The following is a 19,513-nucleotide window of genomic DNA, read 5'->3' on the forward strand; positions in this document are numbered from 1 at the left end:
CTAATACAAAGTCTGTAATAGAAAAATATCACTAAATTTTGGGCGCTATTTTATCACCACCGCTTAAATCTACAATCAGTAGTGAATGATTAATGCACTGTTGTTGTACGAAAGCTGTTATTGAAAGACTAATTACGTCTTCAAAGTAGCAAATCGATGGTATTAATTAGCCTGTAGGTTATAGTCGCACATTCTTTATTCCCCTCTCTCATTCCCAAATTGAATCCACCAGCTAATGCACCACTAAGATCAAATTCTTGAATTTATGTTTGACCTTACCCTTACGGGAAGGTTTATGTTAGGCGTAGATGAGAATTGGAGTATCGATATGAACTACTACACAACGGCGCTCAACGGCCTAAATTGCATGGGTTGCGCGAAGAAAGTTCGCACACTGTTTAGCGATCTCGACAGCACGATGATTAATGACATATCGCCGACCTACATCGATATTTCGACTCCATTTAGTTACATTCAGCTCAACGAACAGTTAGCAACGCTTGGCTATTCTATGGGTAATCAGCTGCACCTTTCGCTATCCGGTCTGAGTTGCGGCAAGTGTGTGAGCAAACTGACTAAAGCGCTTGAACAAACTGAGCAAGCCTTAAACCTAGAAGTCAGCAAACAGGAATTATCACTGGTTACTCTGCTTTCTGAGTCTGAGGTGATTAAGCTGGTCGAAAGCCTGGGTTACCACGCAGCTCCCTACTCAGAAACGAATGACCTTTCATCGAGTTCAGATTTAGAAGACGAACAAGCAGATAAAAAGAGTGAAGATAAAACCGCAGCTAGCCAATATACCTATCACCTTGTTCTTGAGGGGATGACTTGTGCGAGTTGTGTCTCTTCGGTAGAGAAAGCACTGAAAAAGAATGAGTTTGTCGACCAAGCTCAGATCAACCTTGCCGAACAAACTGCCTTGGTTTTCACCTCTCAAACAAGAGACATCATTGAAAACGCTCTAATAGAATCGGTGAAAGCTGCTGGTTATGGCGCTGAGTTTGTCGACGATGCAGCGACTCAACAGCAAAAACAACAAGAACAGCAACTTCGTACTCAACAAGCCTTCCTTAGAAACTCAGTAAGCGCGTTGGTAATCGGTGCGCCGCTGATGGCATGGGGTGTGTTCGGTGGCAGCATGACCATTGCCACATTTAACGATCAACTGGCTTGGGGCTTGGTTGGTGTCGTTTGTTTGATACTGCTTGCTACCTCAGGTCGTAGCTTCTTCACCAATGCTTGGCAGTCTCTCATGCATAAGCGCGCGACCATGGATACCTTAGTCGCTCTAGGTACAGGCGCAGCATGGTTCTATTCAATGTTGGTTGTGCTGATTCCATCATGGTTTCCAGAACCATCTCGCCACGTCTACTTTGAGGCGAGCGCGATGATCATTGGCCTTATTTCTTTGGGTCACTACATCGAGGCCAAAGCCAAAGCTCGCACTACAAAATCGCTACAAGCTTTGATTAACCTACAACCTCAAAAAGCGGTGGTGATTGTCGATGGCAAAGAACAAACTATTGCTGTAGAAGCTATCCAAGTAGGCATGCAAGTACGCGTCAAACCGGGTGAGAAAGTGCCAGTTGATGGTGTTGTGGTATCGGGTGAGTCTTACATCGATGAATCCATGTTGACCGGTGAACCACTTCCCAACGTTAAATCGATGAGTGATGGCGTTTCAGCGGGCACTATCAATGGTGATGGCAGCTTAGTTATTGAAGCGACAGGAATTGGCTCAAGCACTATGTTGGCACGCATCATTCAAATGGTTCGCCAAGCACAAAGCAGCAAACCTGCGATTGCGAAACTAGCCGACTCTATTTCTGCCGTGTTCGTACCCGTTGTGGTCGCGATCGCAGCTGTTGCCGCCCTAGTTTGGTTTTTTGTTGGCCCACAACCAAGTGCAAGTTATATGCTTGTGGTATCGACTACCGTGCTGATCATCGCTTGTCCGTGTGCCTTAGGCCTAGCGACTCCGCTTTCTATTACCGTCGGCGTAGGTAAAGCCGCTGAGCTTGGTGTTCTAATCAAAGACGCCGATGTGTTGCAATCAGCCAGCAAAATCGATGCTGTCGTGTTTGATAAAACAGGCACTCTAACCCAAGGCAAACCAAGCGTTCAGCAGGCGTTTTATCACAACCTATCAGAACAAGAACTGCTGGCTTACGCCTATTCGGTTGAAGTCGGTTCAGAACACCCACTTGCGAAAGCCGTTTGTCAGTATGCCGAAAACCTAGAAGTTTCAGCACTCCCACACAGCGACTTTGAAAACCGCCGAGGCCTTGGAGTACAAGCCAACATTAACGGAAAACACGTCCAAGTCGGCTCTCTTAAATACCTAACCCAACTTGGTGTTGATACTCAAATAGGCCGTGACTTTATCGAACTTTGCCGTACACAAGCATGGACGCCAATCTTCGTAGTCATCGACCAAAAACTGGTAGGCATATTAGGCATTTCAGACGCATTAAAAATAGATAGCACACAAGCCATTGCTCAACTAAAATCCGCCGGAATTCACACTGTGCTATTAACGGGCGACAACGACTCTGTAGCTCAAGCTATAGGTAAAAACGTCGGTATCGACGAAGTGATTTCAGAAGTGCTTCCAGAGCAGAAAGCTCAACACATTGTTCAGCTGCAACAGCAATATAAGAGTGTTGCCATGGTCGGAGACGGTATTAACGACGCGCCTGCACTTGCTCAAGCAGATATAGGCATAGCAATGGGCAGTGGCAGTGATGTCGCGATTGAAAGTGCGCAAATGACGCTACTCAACTCATCGCCATTATCAGTAAGCAACGCGATCGAGCTATCTCAAGCGACCGTGAGAAATATGAAGCAAAACCTATTTGGTGCCTTCATCTACAACTCGCTTGGTATTCCTATCGCGGCCGGTGTGCTTTACCCATTTTTCGGATTTCTGCTTAGTCCAGTAGTTGCAGGGGCAGCGATGGCGATGTCGTCAATTACTGTAGTAAGCAATGCCAACAGGCTGAGATTGTTCAAACCAACTCATTCTAATATTAATAAAAACCATATTCATGAGGTTAACCATGATTCGTAAAATTATGACTCTTACTGCACTCGCTGCAATCTCAGGACAAGCTTTAGCTACTGATGTTCTAAACCACAAATCTCCATACTGCGGCTGCTGCACAGAATGGACTGAACATATGCGAGATGCTGGGTTCGATGTTACTGAGAAGCTCCACGATGATATGAACCCAATCAAGCAGAAACTAGGGATAACACAAGAGCTAGCCTCTTGCCACACTGCAGAGATCGACGGATACGTATTTGAAGGACACATTCCAGCAGATGACATTAAAGCCTTTCTAGAAAACCCACCACGTAATGCGATTGGTTTAGCGGTTCCGGGTATGCCAATGGGTTCGCCAGGCATGGAATATGGCGATAAGAAAGACGAGTATTCTGTGTATGCGTTTAATGAAAAAGGTCAGGTGTTTGAATACCGTCACTACAACGGGAAATAGAACCTAAACAGACCAACACACAGCAATAAAAAGAAGTCATAAAAATAGAGCCTAGCATTCAGTAATCCCAAGACTGTGGTTTACTTGCTAGGCTCTTTGCTTTTGGACAGTAAAGCAAATCTTGTCGCGGCACCAACCGGGCTGTTAGTACCGCTATGTTCCCCTCGCTAATTAGCTAGCAAGCTATTTAGCGAAGAAGCTCACTCGGCTAATAATCTAATAGACTAAGCAACCAAGCGAATCAGCTTAGAAGCCGTAAGAAGCACCGAATACGAATGCGTTGTTCTGCTTAGAATCGCCGTTTGCGAAATCTACACCGTTAGCTTGGCTACGGAACTCAAAGTAAGGTTGAACGCCTTGACGAGTCCATGTTGCACGTAACTCGTGGTCCATCGCTTCAGCATCAATCATGTATACGTTGTTGTAGCTAAGCGCTAGGTCAGCATTCACTGTGTAAGCAATGCGGTTATCCATGCGGTAGTCTGTGTCAGCATTAGCTGAAGTATCATCGATGTGTGCACGAGTACGGTTACTAATAGAGATGCCGTTGTCGAAGTTGTAACCGATCTTAACTAGTGGACGGAACTGAATGCTTTCACCCGCAGAGAATAGATGTTGGTAACCCGCAGCAACCCATAGGTTGTCAGTGATGTTGAAAGATTGCTCACCACCTACAGTGATGCCTGGAGTAGTATTACCTGCACCGCCATTTTCAGATTCAAGTTTGCCCAGTTGGATACCATCAAACTCAGAATAAACCGTGAAACCGCCTAGAGAGTTATCAAACGTGTGACCAGCTTCTAGCGTAGAAGTCATGTCAGAACCGTGGATACGGCCATCGTCATGAATTTGGATGTTACCCGTTACGTAAGAAGAACCAGCAAAAGCACTAGAAGCGAAAGCAAGAGAAAGAGCACTTAGAGCGATAATTTTTTTCATAGTAAACTGCCTTAGTTTAATTTTTTCAGCGGCACATCTTCGGTACATCATTCACCTTCACCGCTTGAGTAGTTGGTAGCCTCCCTGGCATGAAATCTATGTTGCTCGAATTAATTCGCGTTTAAAAATAAAAGGGACAGCAGAGTGATCCCTCTCACTATCAAAAAAAGACAAGTTATTTAAAACTTTAAAATCAACAACTTAAAAACATAAAAATTGATAAAAAACTTAAGATGGAAAAATATACAGATCGGGATCACGTTATTTCACGAAGAAAAATTAGATCTAGATAGTTGAATCACATCTGATTTAGAGTTTTTTACAGGGGGCTTATTTTTTGAAGAGAATAATGAGAAGCGCGTCACTTTTGGGATTAAAGTCACCTTATGTGCATTGTTGATGATATGACCAAAGGCGATTTCTATATGTTTCAATTTTGGATATGCACCTAATTCGCAGTAAACAAAAAGAGCTCCCGTTTTATCTTGAATAAGATAAAGGTCAGGAGCTCTTCTACTAATAGTGCTTATCGATTATTTAACTGAGGTCACTCGACTTACTTTCTCACCACTTTCTGAAATAGAGCGGATGTAAGTCTCACCAGAAACTGATGGACGTTGTTGCTCATCGTATGTTAGCCAGTTTTCGCCATCAGCAGAGTATTGCAGCTCTACACCTGGGAATTGAACGTTCATCGCTAGCTTACCGTCAACAACCTTCGCACCTGGAACTGGTAGTCGGTAATCAATACCCGCTTTTTCTAGCTTAGCTAGCTCACGTTGACCAAGAATATTCGCGAAGCGATTAAAGTCGCTGTTCAACGCTTGCTTATTCACTAAGTTAGTTTCTTGAGAGTATTCAACACCAACCTTGTAGTCGTTTTCCCAATCTGCTCGGTGCCATGCGCGCTCTGCTGCTGCCAATACGCGAGGGAACACCATGTATTCATATTGCTCGTCAGTACGTACTGTTTCTGACCAAAGTTGAGCTGACAGACCGTAGAAAGGTTTCGCTTCAACCTCACCTTTACCAGTAAAACCATTGCCATCACGGTCTAATGATGTTTCTGCGTTTTGTGGCATGTTTTCTGGTGCGAAGCCAAACATCTTACGAGTATCGGTTGCACGTGTTGCCCAGTAGTAACCACGCTCAGCTGCATCAACTTCGTATGGCATATCCATGTATACGTAGTCTGGGTTAGAGACAATAACGTCATACCCTTTTGCTGACCAATCGTATACTGATGAAGTTCCGCCCCAGTAAAGAACGTCCCAGAAGTTCACGCGTGTACTTTCGGTCGCAAATGCTTCCTCGCCTTCGCTGTATTTCAGACCATCTTGCCATGCTTGGAAGTGGGGAATACCCTTCTCAGCAACAATCTTAGAAACCTGTTCTGCGAAGTGGCTTGGTAGATGACCGAAATCGCTTACAGTACCATCAGCGATCAATGACTGACATTGTGGAGATTGTTGGAACGGCTGATCTTGCTTAGATAAATCAATGTTACCTTTCCATGCCACTTTGTCTTCTGCATTAATATCTTGTAAGCCAGCGCCTAACTTAATGTTTTTCGCTTCATCGCCACCAAAGTGCCAAGTCGTTAGCGGAACACCCGCTTCTTGGTGCATTGCTGCCACTTCAGAGATCACTTTATCAACAAAGTGAGTCGACGATTCCATACATGGGTTAATGAAGCTTTGCTTGTCGTAGAACTGAACGGTCGTCACGTTCGATGTATCTTGTGGATCCATCAGACGGTATTCGTTCGCTTCCGCTTCTTTACCTTCCGCCATTAGGCGAGTGTAACGTGCTTCCATTGATACCACAGCAGAACGAGCGTGTGCTGGCATATCAATTTCAGGGATAACTTCGATGCTGCGCGCTTTAGCGTAGCTTAGGAGCTCGACGTAATCCGCTTTACTAAAGAAACCAGAGCCAAAGTTGTCTGTTGTTGGACCAGAACCTAGCTGAGGCAGTAAGCAGCTTTGTTCATCCAAATCAAAACAACGATTAGACCCTACATCCGTTAGCTCTGGTAAACCTGGAATTTCTAAACGCCAACCTTCATCATCCGTTAGGTGAAGGTGCAGTTTATTCATCTTGTATGCCGCCATTTGATCTAGCGTTGCTAGGATGGCATCTTTTGAGTGGAAGTTTCGAGCAACGTCCACCATCACACCACGATAATCAAAGCGCGGCGCATCTTTAATTGACAGTTGTGGTAATGATTCAGCGTTCTGACTATCTATTAGGCCAAAAATAGACTGAACTGCGTAGAAAGCACCCGTTTTATCAAACGCTTTAATTGCAATCCCCTCTTCCGAGATGCTTAGTTCATAAGCGCCAGATTTTGCTAAATCACCCGTAAACTGAGTAGGAACAACGGCAACACTTACAGGAAGGTCACCACTCACATCTACGTTTACCACATCTGCACGTTCTTCAATTGCAGCGAACTGATCAGCGTCGAATGCGTCGTTTGGTAAAGCAATACCACCAGCAATACTTACAGAACCTTCACCCGCTTCTACCGACATTGGCGTTGGCAATAGCGTTGTTGATACATCTTGAGTTGCTAGATCAGCATTCTTTTCAAAACGCGTCACCGCTGTCGCCATTACGTTATTATCATCAGGCGTACGCTTAAGGTTATTACCCTCTAGACCAGTTACGAACGATGCAACATCTTCTGTATTCAATGATGCAATCATCTTAGGTTCTGCGTTTGGCGCCGTCACGAATGCACCTGGCATAAAGTCAGTTTCAAACAGTTGCCAGTATTCACTGGTTAATGGAAGAATCACTTCTTCACCAGCCGCAAAGCCGTCAAATTTTTCAGTAGGTTCTAGCTTGTGAAGGTCACCAGTAACGCGAGTGATCTTAAATTGCTCATTATCAACATCTAAAATAAGACGAATACTGTGGAAGTAGATGCTCCAATCTTTAGAGTCAATCGCTTCACCGTCATTGGTTAGCGTCATGTTCACTTTATTACATGACGCCCATTCAGCACCTAGGTCCTGACAAGCCAAGCCTTCATTCGCACCATGATTAGTTAGAATTTCGTACTGAACATCAAGATTATCAGCCAGTGCATTCACTACTTTTTGTTCTGGTGCTTGCGTTACTGCACAACCTGTTAGGCCAGCCAATACCGCTACAGATAGTAAGTTTCTCTTCAACATCGTATTCACCCATAAATTAAAAATTGAGTAAGAAGCAAAATGGAGCGCTTCGAAAGTTAGATAAACTATATGGGCTTATTTTTTACCGTGAATTAAATCGAGCTAATAAAGTGATCGGCTTCAAATCTCAAAAATATTGATAAATTTAATTTAAATAAAATCATCAAGTTACAAGCAACGGCACTTCCGTCATTTTAATTTTGACGTAAAATTTGAGAAATGAATCACAATCTTTTTTACCGATTTCATAAAATCGTGTCATTGGTAGTCAGAAAGGATTTAGAGTTTCAGCGTATTGTTATACTTTTCGTACAAACAACGTGACATTGTTCTCAAAAAAAACCGTTAAAAAACATCGTCAAAATCGATTTTAACGAGTTTAATACTTCCTTAAGGAGCTCCCTTTGCGTCCACTCTGGTACATGGTTTTATTCGTTCTCGCTTTTTCAGCTAGGCAAGCGGTCGCCGAGCCCCTTTATTGGCAAGCACAAAAGGATGATCTGACACTCACTATCTTAGGTTCAGTGCACGTTGGAGACGAGAGTATGTACCCCCTTCCTTCGGCGATCACCGACGCGCTAAAAAACAGTGATGGCTTAATTATCGAAACGGATATCAGAAAGTCTGATGGCGTTGTATATCCCCGCAACAAACTCACGACTGCCGATGTACTCAATACAGAACAGCTGCAATTATTAACCGACATATCAAAATCATTGGGCATGCCGACGCAACAACTGCTTCGCTCACCGCCTTGGGCAACTTCTCTCTCCATACAAATGCAGCAGTTAAAAAACCTTGGTTATGGCTCCGCCAGCGGCGTTGATGCGACGCTAGCGAACAAAGCGACTACCCAAGATGTTCCGGTTATCAGTTTGGAGCCTCTGCAATTCCAAATAGACCTGATGACAAAACAAAAGGACGACGGTAAAGAGTGGTTAGTCAGTAGCCTTGAAGAATTTGACCAAACTGATCGCGTGGTTCATTGCCTGATTGAAAGCTGGAAAGCGGGTGATTTAGCGAAGCTGGAAGCCTTCTCAGAACTGTCAGAGATGTCGCCTGAACTTGAGAAAGCATTCTTAACCGATCGCAACATAGACTGGGCAAACAAACTATCCTCCAATGATTGGAAGCTTAAGACTAAAGGGAACTACATGATAGTAGTTGGTACCTTGCACCTAATTGGAGAAGGTAACCTTATACAGTTATTAGAAAAGAAAGGCTTCAGTGTCATTCAGCAATCACAAAGCCAATCAGCCCAATGTCAATTTGAGACTAGCTAAAAAAGCTAACGATGCTCAACCTCATTTTGTTTTCGTTATAAAAGCATTTCCTTAATAACAGAATCTTTACATTTAATAGCACCATTGCAGTGCTATTATCTTTCGCTCTTTTTACCTATGGCGTTGTTCTAATGAAACCAGTACTTTTTGCTTTCCCTTTAGCCCTCACGATGCTGATGCCCTCAATAGCCTCAGCCAAAGAAACTTGTACGGTAGAACAATTTCAAGCTATCGACATTCAGCCAGATACAAAGGGGGGGCGTGATAGATAAAGAAAGTGGGCAATTTCTCATTACAGAGAAACCACCGATGCGCTGCGCCAATATTACGTTCACAACATCTACAACACGAAACCGTATCGCAAGCCAAATGAACAACAATTTTGAAGCAAACTTTTACGACAACCAAACGGGAAGTTCTCACTCGGTGACGTTTGATGAAGATGAAATAAAGGCAGGTTACATTCGAATAGGCCCGAATAAGCCAGCGGAAGCGTATGTTTGTTTTGTTACCTCGGAAACACCGATAAAAGATATTACGTGCGATGTGAATTGATCATTGAGTTGCTTGAAGAAAAAAACAGGGCTAAGGGAAAGGTCCGTTTTCCGCATAGCCCTATTTTGCTGCTTACTCGGTAGCTTAAAGTATGTCTGTACTCGCTTCGGAATAACGTGCGATAATCGGATTTTCTAATGCATTCGGATCGCCCGGCGACCACATTCCACGCTTCATTCCTTTCACAATCAAATGAATCACCGCGGCATCAATAGCAGACATCACAGCAATATTGACCGGTTCATTTTGGCTATAGCCCATTTCAACTTCCAACAGTTCTTTGTAATCAACAAATCGAAATGCGCCGAACCCAATCTCGTGTGAAGAGATAGTTTTAGTGGTGGTGACACTCAATAGAACTTGCCCGGTTCTAACGTCAACGGCTCTTAAATTCACAGTGACTTGATCCGTTCTATATTGTCCAGAACCACCGATCCCAAGATACTTAGCACCCGCACCGCCTGTCACGATATTCGAGTCATAAGCCACAATCCCGCCTTCGATGACGATGTTAGCGGAACTCAAAGACGACAAGTCTGCCCCATGATTATTTACGACCTTATCTTTTTTCTGAGCCGCTCGAATGATCTTACGTTCAGTCAATAAGTTTTGGAGCCCTTCACGCTCCAGAGGTACAAACCACTGAGAGTCGATAAGTGCTGTCGTCAATAAAGACGTCCCACCCTGTGGCACTGCTGTGGAAAAGTTACTGTTTGGCTGAGGCTTGTATTGGCCTGTTTGATCTCTAAAGTCATAAACTGAGACCAATATTTTCCCGCGAGGCTGAGGTAATGAGATAAGATCGGTATAAGTCGATCCTCTCGGCATCAGTTTTGGCGTTTCAGAAGTCTCTGGAATTTGCATAGAGTAAGTGCACCCTCCCAACACAAAGGTCAAGAAGACGATAATGATCGATTTCATAACACAATCCTTGTGATTAGAGGTCTGGGTTTAGTCCCGAAACACTGATTTCTGTTGATTCCCCAGTCTCTTTATCGACGATTTGAACCAACAAAGTCCCGGAATCATCCACAATATTCAGGAAAAAATCATCAGTTTCCAACTGCCCCGTGTTTCCATTACCCACGTCAGCAAGCAATTGGCTAATTAAACGGGACTCTAAACTAGACGCTAAACGATCTAAGGCTGATTCTTGCTCATCAAAGATATCCCTTGCACTTGGGTCTTCATAATCATTGATAGCATTAGCGTGATTAAAAAGGTGAGAACTGTTTAAAGCGTTTCCGCCAAAACTTGGATTTACGGGCGTATAAACTAATTCGCTTGAGTAAACCGAAGGCGAAACTATCAGCGCAATGAGCGCGGCCTTTCTGAAAAATATCGACATCCTTGGCTCCTTAAAATTCATCATGGTCTAGATCGTAAGTGTCCTGAAAGATCCGTTCCGCTTGCCATCGGATGATGTAATTCCCAACCACTCGTGTTGCATCGGCAGCGCGTTCTTTCGCTTGTCTACGACCAGGGGACAACGCCGTACGGAAGATCGGTTTTCTAGAGTGTTGAACCTCTATGATGCTTCCTGATAACGCCGTTGGCCTTTCTTTTACCGTCAAATTTTCCTTAAGGTCGGGATAACTATCATTGAGCGATTGCGAGAAGAAAAAATAGAAATCCTCTCCCAACCGCGTAATGGTTCTGTCCACAATGATTCCATCGACTTCACTGAAGTCATTGAATTTTTCCTTAAGATTATTTGTCGAGTCCTCAAGTTTTTGTCCATTTTCTAAAGGAGCAGCATTTTCAAGACCATGACTCTTTTCTTCTGCATGAAGAGCAAAGGAAAGCAGAGTTATTGTAAGCAGCTTGATTTTCATATGTGCTCCCATTCAAAGTCTATTTACAAAATGAGAATGTGATTCGTTGAAACTGAATAAAGCGTAATTCATGCTTACAGTGGCATATATAAACTTTCGAATTAATTACTGAAGGGAATTGATTAACTAAGGTTGGTAGGATTCGGTCAAATACTAATTAAATTTCATATGAACAACTAAATATTTTCAACTTTAAGTTTATAGCTGTTCGTAAATTCAAGGCCTAGGATTTCGATAAGACAAAGGTTCACTCATTCCCTACGCAGTTTATTTTCGTAGGGATCATAATCACGAACACTTTAAGGTAAAGATGATGGTAATTGGGAAAGCATCACTTATCAGCTTAACTTGTTTATATTTTTTATCAGGAGGTTTTAATAATGCTATCGCGTCAGATATAGAAGGGGATTTTTTACATAATGTTAATCAAGATATAGTCAATGATTATAATTATTTAGAAAGCTTCTCTTCTGGAGATTTAGATAATTATTCAGAATTAAATATATCTAATGCTACTGATTCAATAGCAATAATAAAGCAACGCAGTCCTGGTATTACCGCGAACAACAGAGCGAAGATAACGCAAAGCGGAAGTTCTAACTCCGCATACATTGGTCAAACAGGGCGCAATAATACCGCCTTAATAGACCAGAATGGTTCAAATAACGATGCCGCAATTGGGCAACTCGGAGTAAATTCTGAAGCGCTTATTTCCCAAGACGGGAATAACAATTTAGCAGTTATCGGACAAGCTAACTTCTCAAGACAGAGTAGTCAGCTGAGCATTGACCAAAAAGGCAATGGCAATACTGCTTATTTGGTTGGTTCTGGAAGAAGTAATTTAGGAATTTCTCAAGACGGCAACGACTTTGCTTTAGTGAAAGCGTCTAGCTCAATGAGAATTCACATCAATCAAGCCAATTAGCGCGCAGTATGGAAAGCTTGATTCACCGTTGCTTCTCGATGAAGTAACAACATAGTCGACATGGAAATGTATAAGGATACAACTTATGAAAGTTACACAAATTGGAATTATAGTCGGTGCTATTCTGGGCTTTAATGCAGCATACGCAGATAATTTACCTGCTCCTTTTCCAGCCTCTGAGCCAGCGTTGGGGACAATAGAAGGAACAACCGATCTTGGCATATCATCGACAGTAGCCGGTATTCAACCTTTAGCGATGGATAATACTGCCGTTTGGCAAATGGGTAGTGGCGATAATGCCAATGTCACCATTAACCAGAACACGTCTGGTGTTACTGATGGGCATGTTGCACTAGTTGACACACATGCTAGCTATAACTCTGACGTAGTGGTTCAACAAGATGGCAATCTCAATGAAGCTCACGTTAAGTTACGCTATGTAAACAACAACGCCTGGGTTGATCAAGATGGTGTTAGTAACCAAGCCCAAATTACAGTTCAACCTTATGGTCGAAGCAATGATTTACGAGTTACACAAGTGGGTAACGAGAACATCTCTGTCGTCAATGCTCTAGGTGGTGCTGACTACAATGAAGCTGATGTGAATGTCTCTGGTAACTCCAATACAACCTATACCGAGTTTAGTAACGCGAGTGTTGATAATAATGATGTAGACATCGATATCAGCGGCGATAATAACTATGTTCAAACGATAGTCAACACCGATGTTGGTGGTGGCGACGATAACTATGTCGATATCGATCTCGTGAGCAGTAGCGATAACCGAGTATTCACGTTACAAACAGGATCTCATTCAGATGCCATTGTTAGCTTAACAAACAGCAGTTCAAACCAATTTATGATTGAACAAACCTCTTATGATACTGCTCTCGTTTCAGGTAATGGCGCAATTGGTAATGTCGGTATAATTTATCAGAATTAATATGATAAAGAGTGCATATATTAAAACGGCGTTGATCGCCGTTTTATTTATTTCTTTCCATTTTAATGGATTTTCTTCTGATTTAAATTCAGTACAGTGCCTGATAAAAAATAAAAGTCTTATTCTGACCATAAATAACAGTGTGGCATCTTCATTAACGTTGAGTACGAACACCAACTCTAATTTCAACCAGAATACGAATAGTGGTATTACAACGTTGATTATTAATATAAATCAGTTTCCTGCCACTATAAAACTTCACCCAAACAAGGGGATCTGGAAAATTCATAAAGACTGTACAATCAATAAAATAAAACCATAAATCTCGGTAATTCCCTCTTTCTACTTAAGTATTATTTTACCTTCGACAATACTATTAAATTAATTTCATAAATTTGATGAATAATTAGCTTTAAAAATTAGCAAAATAACAATACGTGCTTTAAACTAAAACACCTAAAGTTCAAGTAATGAGTTAAGAAAAGGAGTTCCACATGGCTAAACTGGAGGCTCATAACGCCATTTTACTTGCGGAGAACAATTTACAATCGATACTACTAAAAGAGTCTATAGAACAGAAAGTTAACCTGAACATAAAACTCATATCACCGGAAAGGCTCAGTGCTAAATCCCTAAAAAACGATGACTTAGTTCTGATTATTATTGATTTCCCGACAATGAGTAAGCAATACATTGAGAAATACCAGGAGCTCAGAGATGACGTAGCAAGTGATGTCCATGAAGTGCTACTCAATACACCAGGCGATTTCCCGCACTCTGAAATGCTTAAATGGCAGTATCTTGTCGGCATTTTTTATACGTCGGACACGCTTGAAAAGCTCGTGGCCGGCTTTAACTGCATTTTGCAAGGCGAGATGTGGATGAGTAGAAAGCTCATTTACCAGTACATTAGCTTCTACAGAGAGAGGCAGTGCGCGAAAACCAGTCCTTATTACCTCAAGCTGACCAAACGCGAACAGCAGATCATCAAACTACTCGGTGATGGCGCATCTAACACGCAAATTGCGGACACACTCTATGTCAGTGAGAATACAGTTAAAGCACACCTTCACAATACATTCAAAAAGATCAAGGTGAAGAATCGCTTACAAGCTTTGATCTGGGTTAAGAACAACGTTGCGACAAATGAGTTTGTCCAATAGACCTAACTCTCTGCCCTCAACCATAAACAGTCAATGCAGTTAGAATGTAGAAATCCCAAATACAAAAAAGCCGTAGCATCTCTGCTACGGCTTTCTTTAATGTGGTCGGTGAAGAGGGATTCGAACCCCCGACCCTCTGGTCCCAAACCAGATGCGCTACCAAGCTGCGCTATTCACCGAGATATCTAACTGGCTCATTGCCTGTCGATGGAGCGTATAATACGGGTTCTGAATTTATCCGCAAGGGCTTTTTCTCATATTTATTGCGATTTTGAATCGTTCGAACAAAAGACATACAACAACGAGCATGATGTGACGAAAAACACACAGTTACCAACAAGTATTTAACTTATGAAACAGGATTGATCCAGATCAGTGAATTGATAATGCTTGTTAATACACTAAGCCATGTCATATAACTTTGAGGTATACACATGGACTTTTGGCTAGATCTCCTATTTGGTAATGCGGTGGGACTATCTTCAATGATAGTAATCTTCGGGGCTCTGGGTCTCATGATGTTTTATGGAGGCTTCTTCATATACAAAGTTATGACTGAAAAATCTCCTCACTAGAATCGCTCTGCCTAAATCATTTACTTTTAAGTATTCTTTTACTTTATAAGTAAATGTCAAAACGCTTTGCACCGGAGCAGACTTATTGTCTTCTCCGGTTTTTTCATTTTTAAACCTAACCTCAACTTAGGTATACTTACCCTATCCTTCTCCAACTTGAGATACACACTATGTCTCATGATGATGACTTAGATCTATTCCAAGAAATGATGGGCGATGTTAAACGTATCGACCATGACACCGCTGAACACCAGAAAGTACACCGAGTCACCGAATCTCACCTTGCTAAGCGTGAAGCCGCTATGTGGCTGTCTGACGACGAGAAAGACTACTTATCATTAGACTATTCGCCAATGATCAAGCCAGACGATGTTGTTGCTTATAAAAAAGACGGTGTACAAGAAGGCGTATACAAAAAGCTGCGCCTAGGAAAATACCCTATTCAAGCCAAGCTCGACCTTCATAGGAAAACACTGAAAGACGCACGTAACGAAGTGCTTTCATTTTTGCGTCAGTGTTTAAGAATGGATGTTCGTACCGCCATCATTGTTCATGGTAAGGGTGAGCGTTCGAATCCACCTGCAATGATGAAAAGCTACGTGGCAAATTGGCTTACGCAAATCAACGACGTTCAATGTGTTCATTCTGCTCAGCAATTTCATGGTGGTACGGGCGCAGTCTACGTAATGCTCAGAAAGAGTAATGAGAAAAAGCTAGAGAACAGAGAGCGCCATCAAAAACGCACCAGTTAATAGGTTGAGATAGATAAATGGACTAGTAACGATTTTGCATCAAGATCGATATTTCGTGCCTAGACTCACACCAAGTGCTAAAATTACCTCGGTTAACGAATTTCAACTCAAAGCAACTATCCAAAGGTTGCTTTTTGTTTATCTACATTTCCGTTGTGAAACGCTAAGAGAATATCATGTCACAAGAATCCCAAGCTAAACGCCTTAATAAATACATCAGTGAAACTGGTTTTTGCTCACGCCGCGAAGCCGATAAACTGATTGATGCAGGCCGAGTTACTATTAACGGTAAGATCCCTGAAATGGGTACTAAAGTCTTGCCAGGTGATGATGTTGAGATCGACAATAAGCCTGTTCGCTCAAAAGAGAAGCCGATTTACATTGCTCTCAATAAACCAACAGGTATCACCTGTACGACTGAGCGTGATATTCCTGGCAACATCGTCGACTTTATTGGCCACCACAAGCGCATTTTCCCGATTGGTCGTCTAGATAAGCCTTCTGATGGCCTTATCTTCCTAACCAATGACGGCGACATCGTAAACAAGATCCTACGTGCAGGTAACAACCACGAGAAAGAATACGTGGTGCGTGTAGATAAGCCGATTACGACGGAATTCTTGAAGCAAATGGGCGCTGGCGTTCACATTCTCGATACAGTCACTTTGCCATGTAAAGTAGAGAAAGAGACTAAGTTCTCATTCCGAATTACGCTAACACAAGGCCTTAACCGCCAAATTCGCCGTATGTGTGAAGCGCTCGGTTATGAAGTATTTAAACTGCGTCGTGTTCGTATTATGAATATCTCACTAGACGGTATTCCTAACGGCAAATGGCGCTACCTGAGCGACGAAGAGATCACTGAAATTTTAGCGATGTGTGAAGGCTCAGTAAGTACGGAAGATGCGTCAAAAATGAACGCGAAAGGTCAACGCATTCGCAAAGCGACTGACGCGAAACTTTTTGATAGCCGTGAAGAGAACCAAGCTTCAACAGCGCGCCGTAATCAAAATGAGAACCGTACACGCACCTACCGCGGTAACAATGCGGATGAATTCCGTCATGCACCTAATTCAAAGCGTGGCCGCAATTCATCGAATGGTGAAAGCGGTGGTAATACCGAGAACTGGAAATCGAACTCTCGTTCAGAGCGTTCTAATTCAGATAGAAATCGTTCGGATCGCAATCGCACAGATCGCGATAATACCGATCGTAGAAGCGGGAAGCCGGCAAACCGCAGCCAAGATTCAAACAGACCGAACAAACCTGCACCAAAGCGTGTTGGTGGTACTTTAGGTCTGAAGAAGTAGTCTGAATCAGTAAGACGAGACTCTCGATATAAAAACGCCCGCTAGATTAGTCTAGCGGGCGTTTTTGTTGGTCATTCGATAGTTTTATCATCATGACGACGACAATCTATAAACATAAATCAGCAAACTGGCCGCGAGTCAGAAGTGTTAAGTCTTTTGGGTCTAATTCAATCTCTAGCCCACGCTTACCTGCACTCACACATATCGTTTCAAAATCTGTCGCACTGGAATGAACGAAGGTAGGCAGTGCTTTCTTCTGTCCAAGCGGACTAATGCCACCAACAACATAGCCCGTGGTTTTCTGAGCAATCTCAGGATCGGCCATCTCTGCTTTTTTGCCTTTCGCTGCTTTAGCGGCAAGCTTTAGATTTAGCTTCTGGTCGACAGGAATAACGGCAACCGCCAAATCTTTCGCCACACCATTCAAGCAGAACAACAGCGTTTTGAATACACGTTTGGGATCTTGACCAAGCGCTTCAACGGCTTCTAAACCATAGTTCGTATTATTGGCATCATGATGGTACTGATGCACGCTATGAGCGATTTTCTTTTTCTTGGCGAGATTGATTGCTGGGGTCATAACAAATCCAAACGATAGATAAACAAAAAGCGACGCCGAGGCGTCGCTTTAGTTAAATTTATCATGGTGCTAGAGTCAATCTAATTTAGCACCTATTGATACAATTGCTTGGATTCAATTACTTGTAAACCATTTGGCCTGAAGGCGCGTACTTGTTCACGTCAACCGGGCTGTTTGCTTCTAGGTACTCTTTCAGCACTTCAGCATCAACAAAACCAGTATTTACGTAACCTGGGTGATCAGACAGTTTAGGGTAACCGTCACCACCAGCAGCGTTAAAGCTTGGTACTGTGAAACGGTAAGTTTCGTCTAGACGAAGCTGTTTGCCACCGATGAATACATTCGATACTTCACCGTTCGCTACTGTCATAGAGATTCCAGCAAACTGAGCGTAAGCACCAGAATCGATTGGTTTAGTCGCTACTACATTTAGGTAATCCAGAACTTCTTTACCCGTCATGTCTGTGTAAGTCAGGATGTTTGCAAAAGGCTGTACCTTCAGTACATCTTTGTAAGTAACATTACCGGCTTCAATTGAGTCACGAACGCCACCAGAGTTCATCACAGCGAAGTCTGCTTTTGCACGCTCCATGTGAGAAGTCGCAATCAAACGACCTAGGTTGGTCTGTTGGAAACGAACGACGTTACGATCGCCTTCAAGCTTGCCATTTGTCTCAGCGATTTGAACTTCTAGCTGTGCCTGACCTTGCTCTTGGAAAGGACGTAGGAATTCAAGTAGCTCTGGGTCTTGTGCGATTTCATCTTGAATAAGAACACGTTGCTTCTTACCGTCGATCTTAACTTTCTTCTTAAGGTTAACTGGAATCAGGTCGTAGCTCACCATCTCTAGCTCGCCATTACGGAATTCGTAATCAGCACGACCTACGTACTTGCCCCACTCGTGAGCTTGAACGATGTAAGTACCGTTCTGTACGTCAGGCTTACACTCATCACCCGGCTTGAAGTTTTTCTTCGCAACGTTAGGGCCTTCCATACATACAGGCTCTTGAGAGTGACCACCAACGATCATGTCTAGATCGCCTTCGTTTAGGTAACGAGCAAGTGCGACATCACCCGGAGCATTAACACCACGTTGGCCATTTTCGTAGTGACCCATATGAGTCACAGCAAAGATTAGATCCGGTTTTTCTGTTTCTTTAAGTTCAGCGATTAGCTTCTTCGCTTCTTCTTTAGGATCACGGAAGTCGATGCCTGCGATAAATTCAGGGTTACCAATCTTTTGGGTATCTTCAGTTGTTAAACCAATAACCGCAATCTTGATGCCTTGCTTTTCGAACATCTCGTAAGCTTGGAACTTACGTTCACCTGTCGCTTTATCGTAGATGTTTGCAGATAGCATTGGGAAGTTAGCCCAGTCGATCTGCTTTTGTAATACGTCTAAAGAGTTATCAAACTCGTGGTTACCCAATGCCATGGCATCGTAACCAATTTTGTTCATACCTTTAAAATCAGGTTCTGCGTCCTGAAGGTCTGACTCTGGAACACCCGTGTTGATGTCACCGCCAGATAGAAGCAACACGCTACCGCCTTCTGCTTCAACTTCTGAACGAAGTTGGTCAACTAGCGTTTTACGTGCAGACATGCCGTATTCGCCATATTTATTCTGCCAGAAACGACCATGGTTATCGTTTGTGTGAAGAATCGTTAGCTTGTAAGTTTCGTCTTGGTTCCAATCATGAGCTGATTGAGACGCACACCCAGCTAGAGTAGCTAGAATTGCAGCACTTAGTGCTGTCTTTAGAATAAGGCGTTGCTTCATTGTCATACCTTTGAACTTTTTAGGGAATCCACTGCTTTTTATAATCTATTGCGACCCCTTTCCTGGAGTTCGAACAATAAGACTTCAACATGACTAATCTTAAATTAACATTCTAGATGTAACACGACGATTTCATATTTATGTCGAATTGGTCACGCATAGGTCAACAGTTAAGTGTAACAAAATTA

Annotated in this window: 16 protein-coding genes, 1 tRNA gene and 1 pseudogene; 10 read left to right on the forward strand and 8 right to left on the reverse strand. The window is 42.8% G+C overall.

Translation table 11 applies throughout. The features are described 5' to 3' along the window. Window positions 1–265: 265 nt before the first annotated feature. Both AB6E51_RS18400 and AB6E51_RS18405 read left to right on the forward strand, forming a co-directional pair. On the forward strand, window positions 266–3,070 hold the full coding sequence (locus AB6E51_RS18400) for a copper-translocating P-type ATPase (RefSeq protein WP_372058792.1): 2,805 nt from the start codon (window positions 266–268) through the stop codon (window positions 3,068–3,070). After that, a complete protein-coding gene (locus tag AB6E51_RS18405; RefSeq protein WP_017064149.1) occupies window positions 3,060–3,500 on the forward strand; it encodes a DUF411 domain-containing protein in 441 nt (146 codons plus the stop codon). The genes AB6E51_RS18400 and AB6E51_RS18405 overlap by 11 nt, the downstream gene beginning before the upstream one ends. 246 nt (window positions 3,501–3,746) lie before the next feature. Here AB6E51_RS18405 and AB6E51_RS18410 read toward each other — a convergent pair whose 3' ends face one another. Then, window positions 3,747–4,439, reverse strand: a complete 693-nt coding sequence (locus AB6E51_RS18410) for an oligogalacturonate-specific porin KdgM family protein (protein ID WP_017064150.1) — start codon at window positions 4,437–4,439, stop codon at window positions 3,747–3,749. A gap of 533 nt (window positions 4,440–4,972) precedes the next feature. Beyond that, window positions 4,973–7,624, reverse strand: coding sequence for a beta-N-acetylhexosaminidase (locus AB6E51_RS18415; protein ID WP_372058793.1), 2,652 nt, complete (start codon window positions 7,622–7,624; stop codon window positions 4,973–4,975). 404 nt (window positions 7,625–8,028) lie between these two features. Here AB6E51_RS18415 and AB6E51_RS18420 point away from each other — a divergent pair, with 404 nt between their 5' ends. Together AB6E51_RS18420 and AB6E51_RS18425 are read left to right on the forward strand one after the other, a co-directional pair. After that, on the forward strand, window positions 8,029–8,907 hold the full coding sequence (locus AB6E51_RS18420) for a TraB/GumN family protein (protein WP_029235194.1): 879 nt from the start codon (window positions 8,029–8,031) through the stop codon (window positions 8,905–8,907). 131 nt (window positions 8,908–9,038) lie between these two features. Further along, window positions 9,039–9,462 (forward strand): annotated as a pseudogene (locus tag AB6E51_RS18425) (hypothetical protein). 84 nt (window positions 9,463–9,546) lie between these two features. On the opposite strand, the gene AB6E51_RS18430 reads toward AB6E51_RS18425, so the two are convergent. From AB6E51_RS18430 to AB6E51_RS18440, 3 genes are read right to left on the reverse strand one after another with little or no spacing between them, the layout of a single operon-like run. Next, window positions 9,547–10,383 carry a CsgG/HfaB family protein gene (locus AB6E51_RS18430; RefSeq protein ID WP_050646260.1) on the reverse strand — a complete coding sequence of 279 codons (837 nt, stop codon included), beginning with the start codon at window positions 10,381–10,383 and terminating at the stop codon, window positions 9,547–9,549. 16 nt (window positions 10,384–10,399) lie between these two features. Further along, complete coding sequence (locus AB6E51_RS18435; protein WP_102333662.1) at window positions 10,400–10,810, reverse strand: curli assembly protein CsgF; 411 nt, start codon at window positions 10,808–10,810, stop codon at window positions 10,400–10,402. A 10-nt stretch (window positions 10,811–10,820) separates the two neighbouring features. Further along, entirely contained in the window at window positions 10,821–11,297 is a 477-nt protein-coding gene (locus tag AB6E51_RS18440; RefSeq protein ID WP_017064155.1) for a curli production assembly/transport protein CsgE, read from the reverse strand. 313 nt (window positions 11,298–11,610) lie between these two features. Between AB6E51_RS18440 and AB6E51_RS18445 the strand changes: the two genes are divergently transcribed. The 3 genes from AB6E51_RS18445 (at window position 11,611) to AB6E51_RS18455 (ending at window position 14,328) form a co-directional block, all read left to right on the forward strand. After that, a complete protein-coding gene (locus tag AB6E51_RS18445; RefSeq protein ID WP_017064156.1) occupies window positions 11,611–12,222 on the forward strand; it encodes a hypothetical protein in 612 nt (203 codons plus the stop codon). Window positions 12,223–12,307: 85 nt separating this feature from the next. Beyond that, window positions 12,308–13,165 carry a curlin gene (locus AB6E51_RS18450; RefSeq protein ID WP_102333664.1) on the forward strand — a complete coding sequence of 286 codons (858 nt, stop codon included), beginning with the start codon at window positions 12,308–12,310 and terminating at the stop codon, window positions 13,163–13,165. Window positions 13,166–13,659: 494 nt separating this feature from the next. Continuing rightward, entirely contained in the window at window positions 13,660–14,328 is a 669-nt protein-coding gene (locus tag AB6E51_RS18455; protein WP_017064159.1) for a LuxR C-terminal-related transcriptional regulator, read from the forward strand. 102 nt (window positions 14,329–14,430) lie between these two features. Here the strand turns inward: AB6E51_RS18455 and AB6E51_RS18460 are convergent. Next, a tRNA-Pro gene (locus tag AB6E51_RS18460) sits at window positions 14,431–14,507 on the reverse strand. Between the two features lie 255 nt (window positions 14,508–14,762). Here AB6E51_RS18460 and AB6E51_RS18465 point away from each other — a divergent pair. From AB6E51_RS18465 to rluF, 3 genes are all read left to right on the forward strand, one after another. Beyond that, window positions 14,763–14,903, forward strand: a complete 141-nt coding sequence (locus AB6E51_RS18465; RefSeq protein ID WP_017062321.1) for a DUF3149 domain-containing protein — start codon at window positions 14,763–14,765, stop codon at window positions 14,901–14,903. A gap of 170 nt (window positions 14,904–15,073) precedes the next feature. Further along, window positions 15,074–15,655: a DNA endonuclease SmrA gene (smrA, locus tag AB6E51_RS18470; RefSeq protein WP_372058794.1), complete on the forward strand. Its 582-nt coding sequence runs from the start codon at window positions 15,074–15,076 to the stop codon at window positions 15,653–15,655. Between the two features lie 176 nt (window positions 15,656–15,831). Continuing rightward, window positions 15,832–16,965, forward strand: a complete 1,134-nt coding sequence (gene rluF, locus AB6E51_RS18475) for a 23S rRNA pseudouridine(2604) synthase RluF (RefSeq protein WP_017064161.1) — start codon at window positions 15,832–15,834, stop codon at window positions 16,963–16,965. A gap of 106 nt (window positions 16,966–17,071) precedes the next feature. Here rluF and ybaK read toward each other — a convergent pair whose 3' ends face one another. Together ybaK and ushA are read right to left on the reverse strand one after the other, a co-directional pair. Next, complete coding sequence (ybaK, locus tag AB6E51_RS18480; RefSeq protein ID WP_017069618.1) at window positions 17,072–17,545, reverse strand: Cys-tRNA(Pro) deacylase; 474 nt, start codon at window positions 17,543–17,545, stop codon at window positions 17,072–17,074. A 118-nt stretch (window positions 17,546–17,663) separates the two neighbouring features. Beyond that, complete coding sequence (gene ushA / locus AB6E51_RS18485; RefSeq protein WP_017064163.1) at window positions 17,664–19,325, reverse strand: bifunctional UDP-sugar hydrolase/5'-nucleotidase UshA; 1,662 nt, start codon at window positions 19,323–19,325, stop codon at window positions 17,664–17,666. Window positions 19,326–19,513: the final 188 nt, after the last annotated feature.

Source organism: Vibrio sp. 10N.247.311.47, from assembly GCF_041467535.1.
GTDB classification, from domain to species: domain Bacteria; phylum Pseudomonadota; class Gammaproteobacteria; order Enterobacterales; family Vibrionaceae; genus Vibrio; species Vibrio crassostreae_C.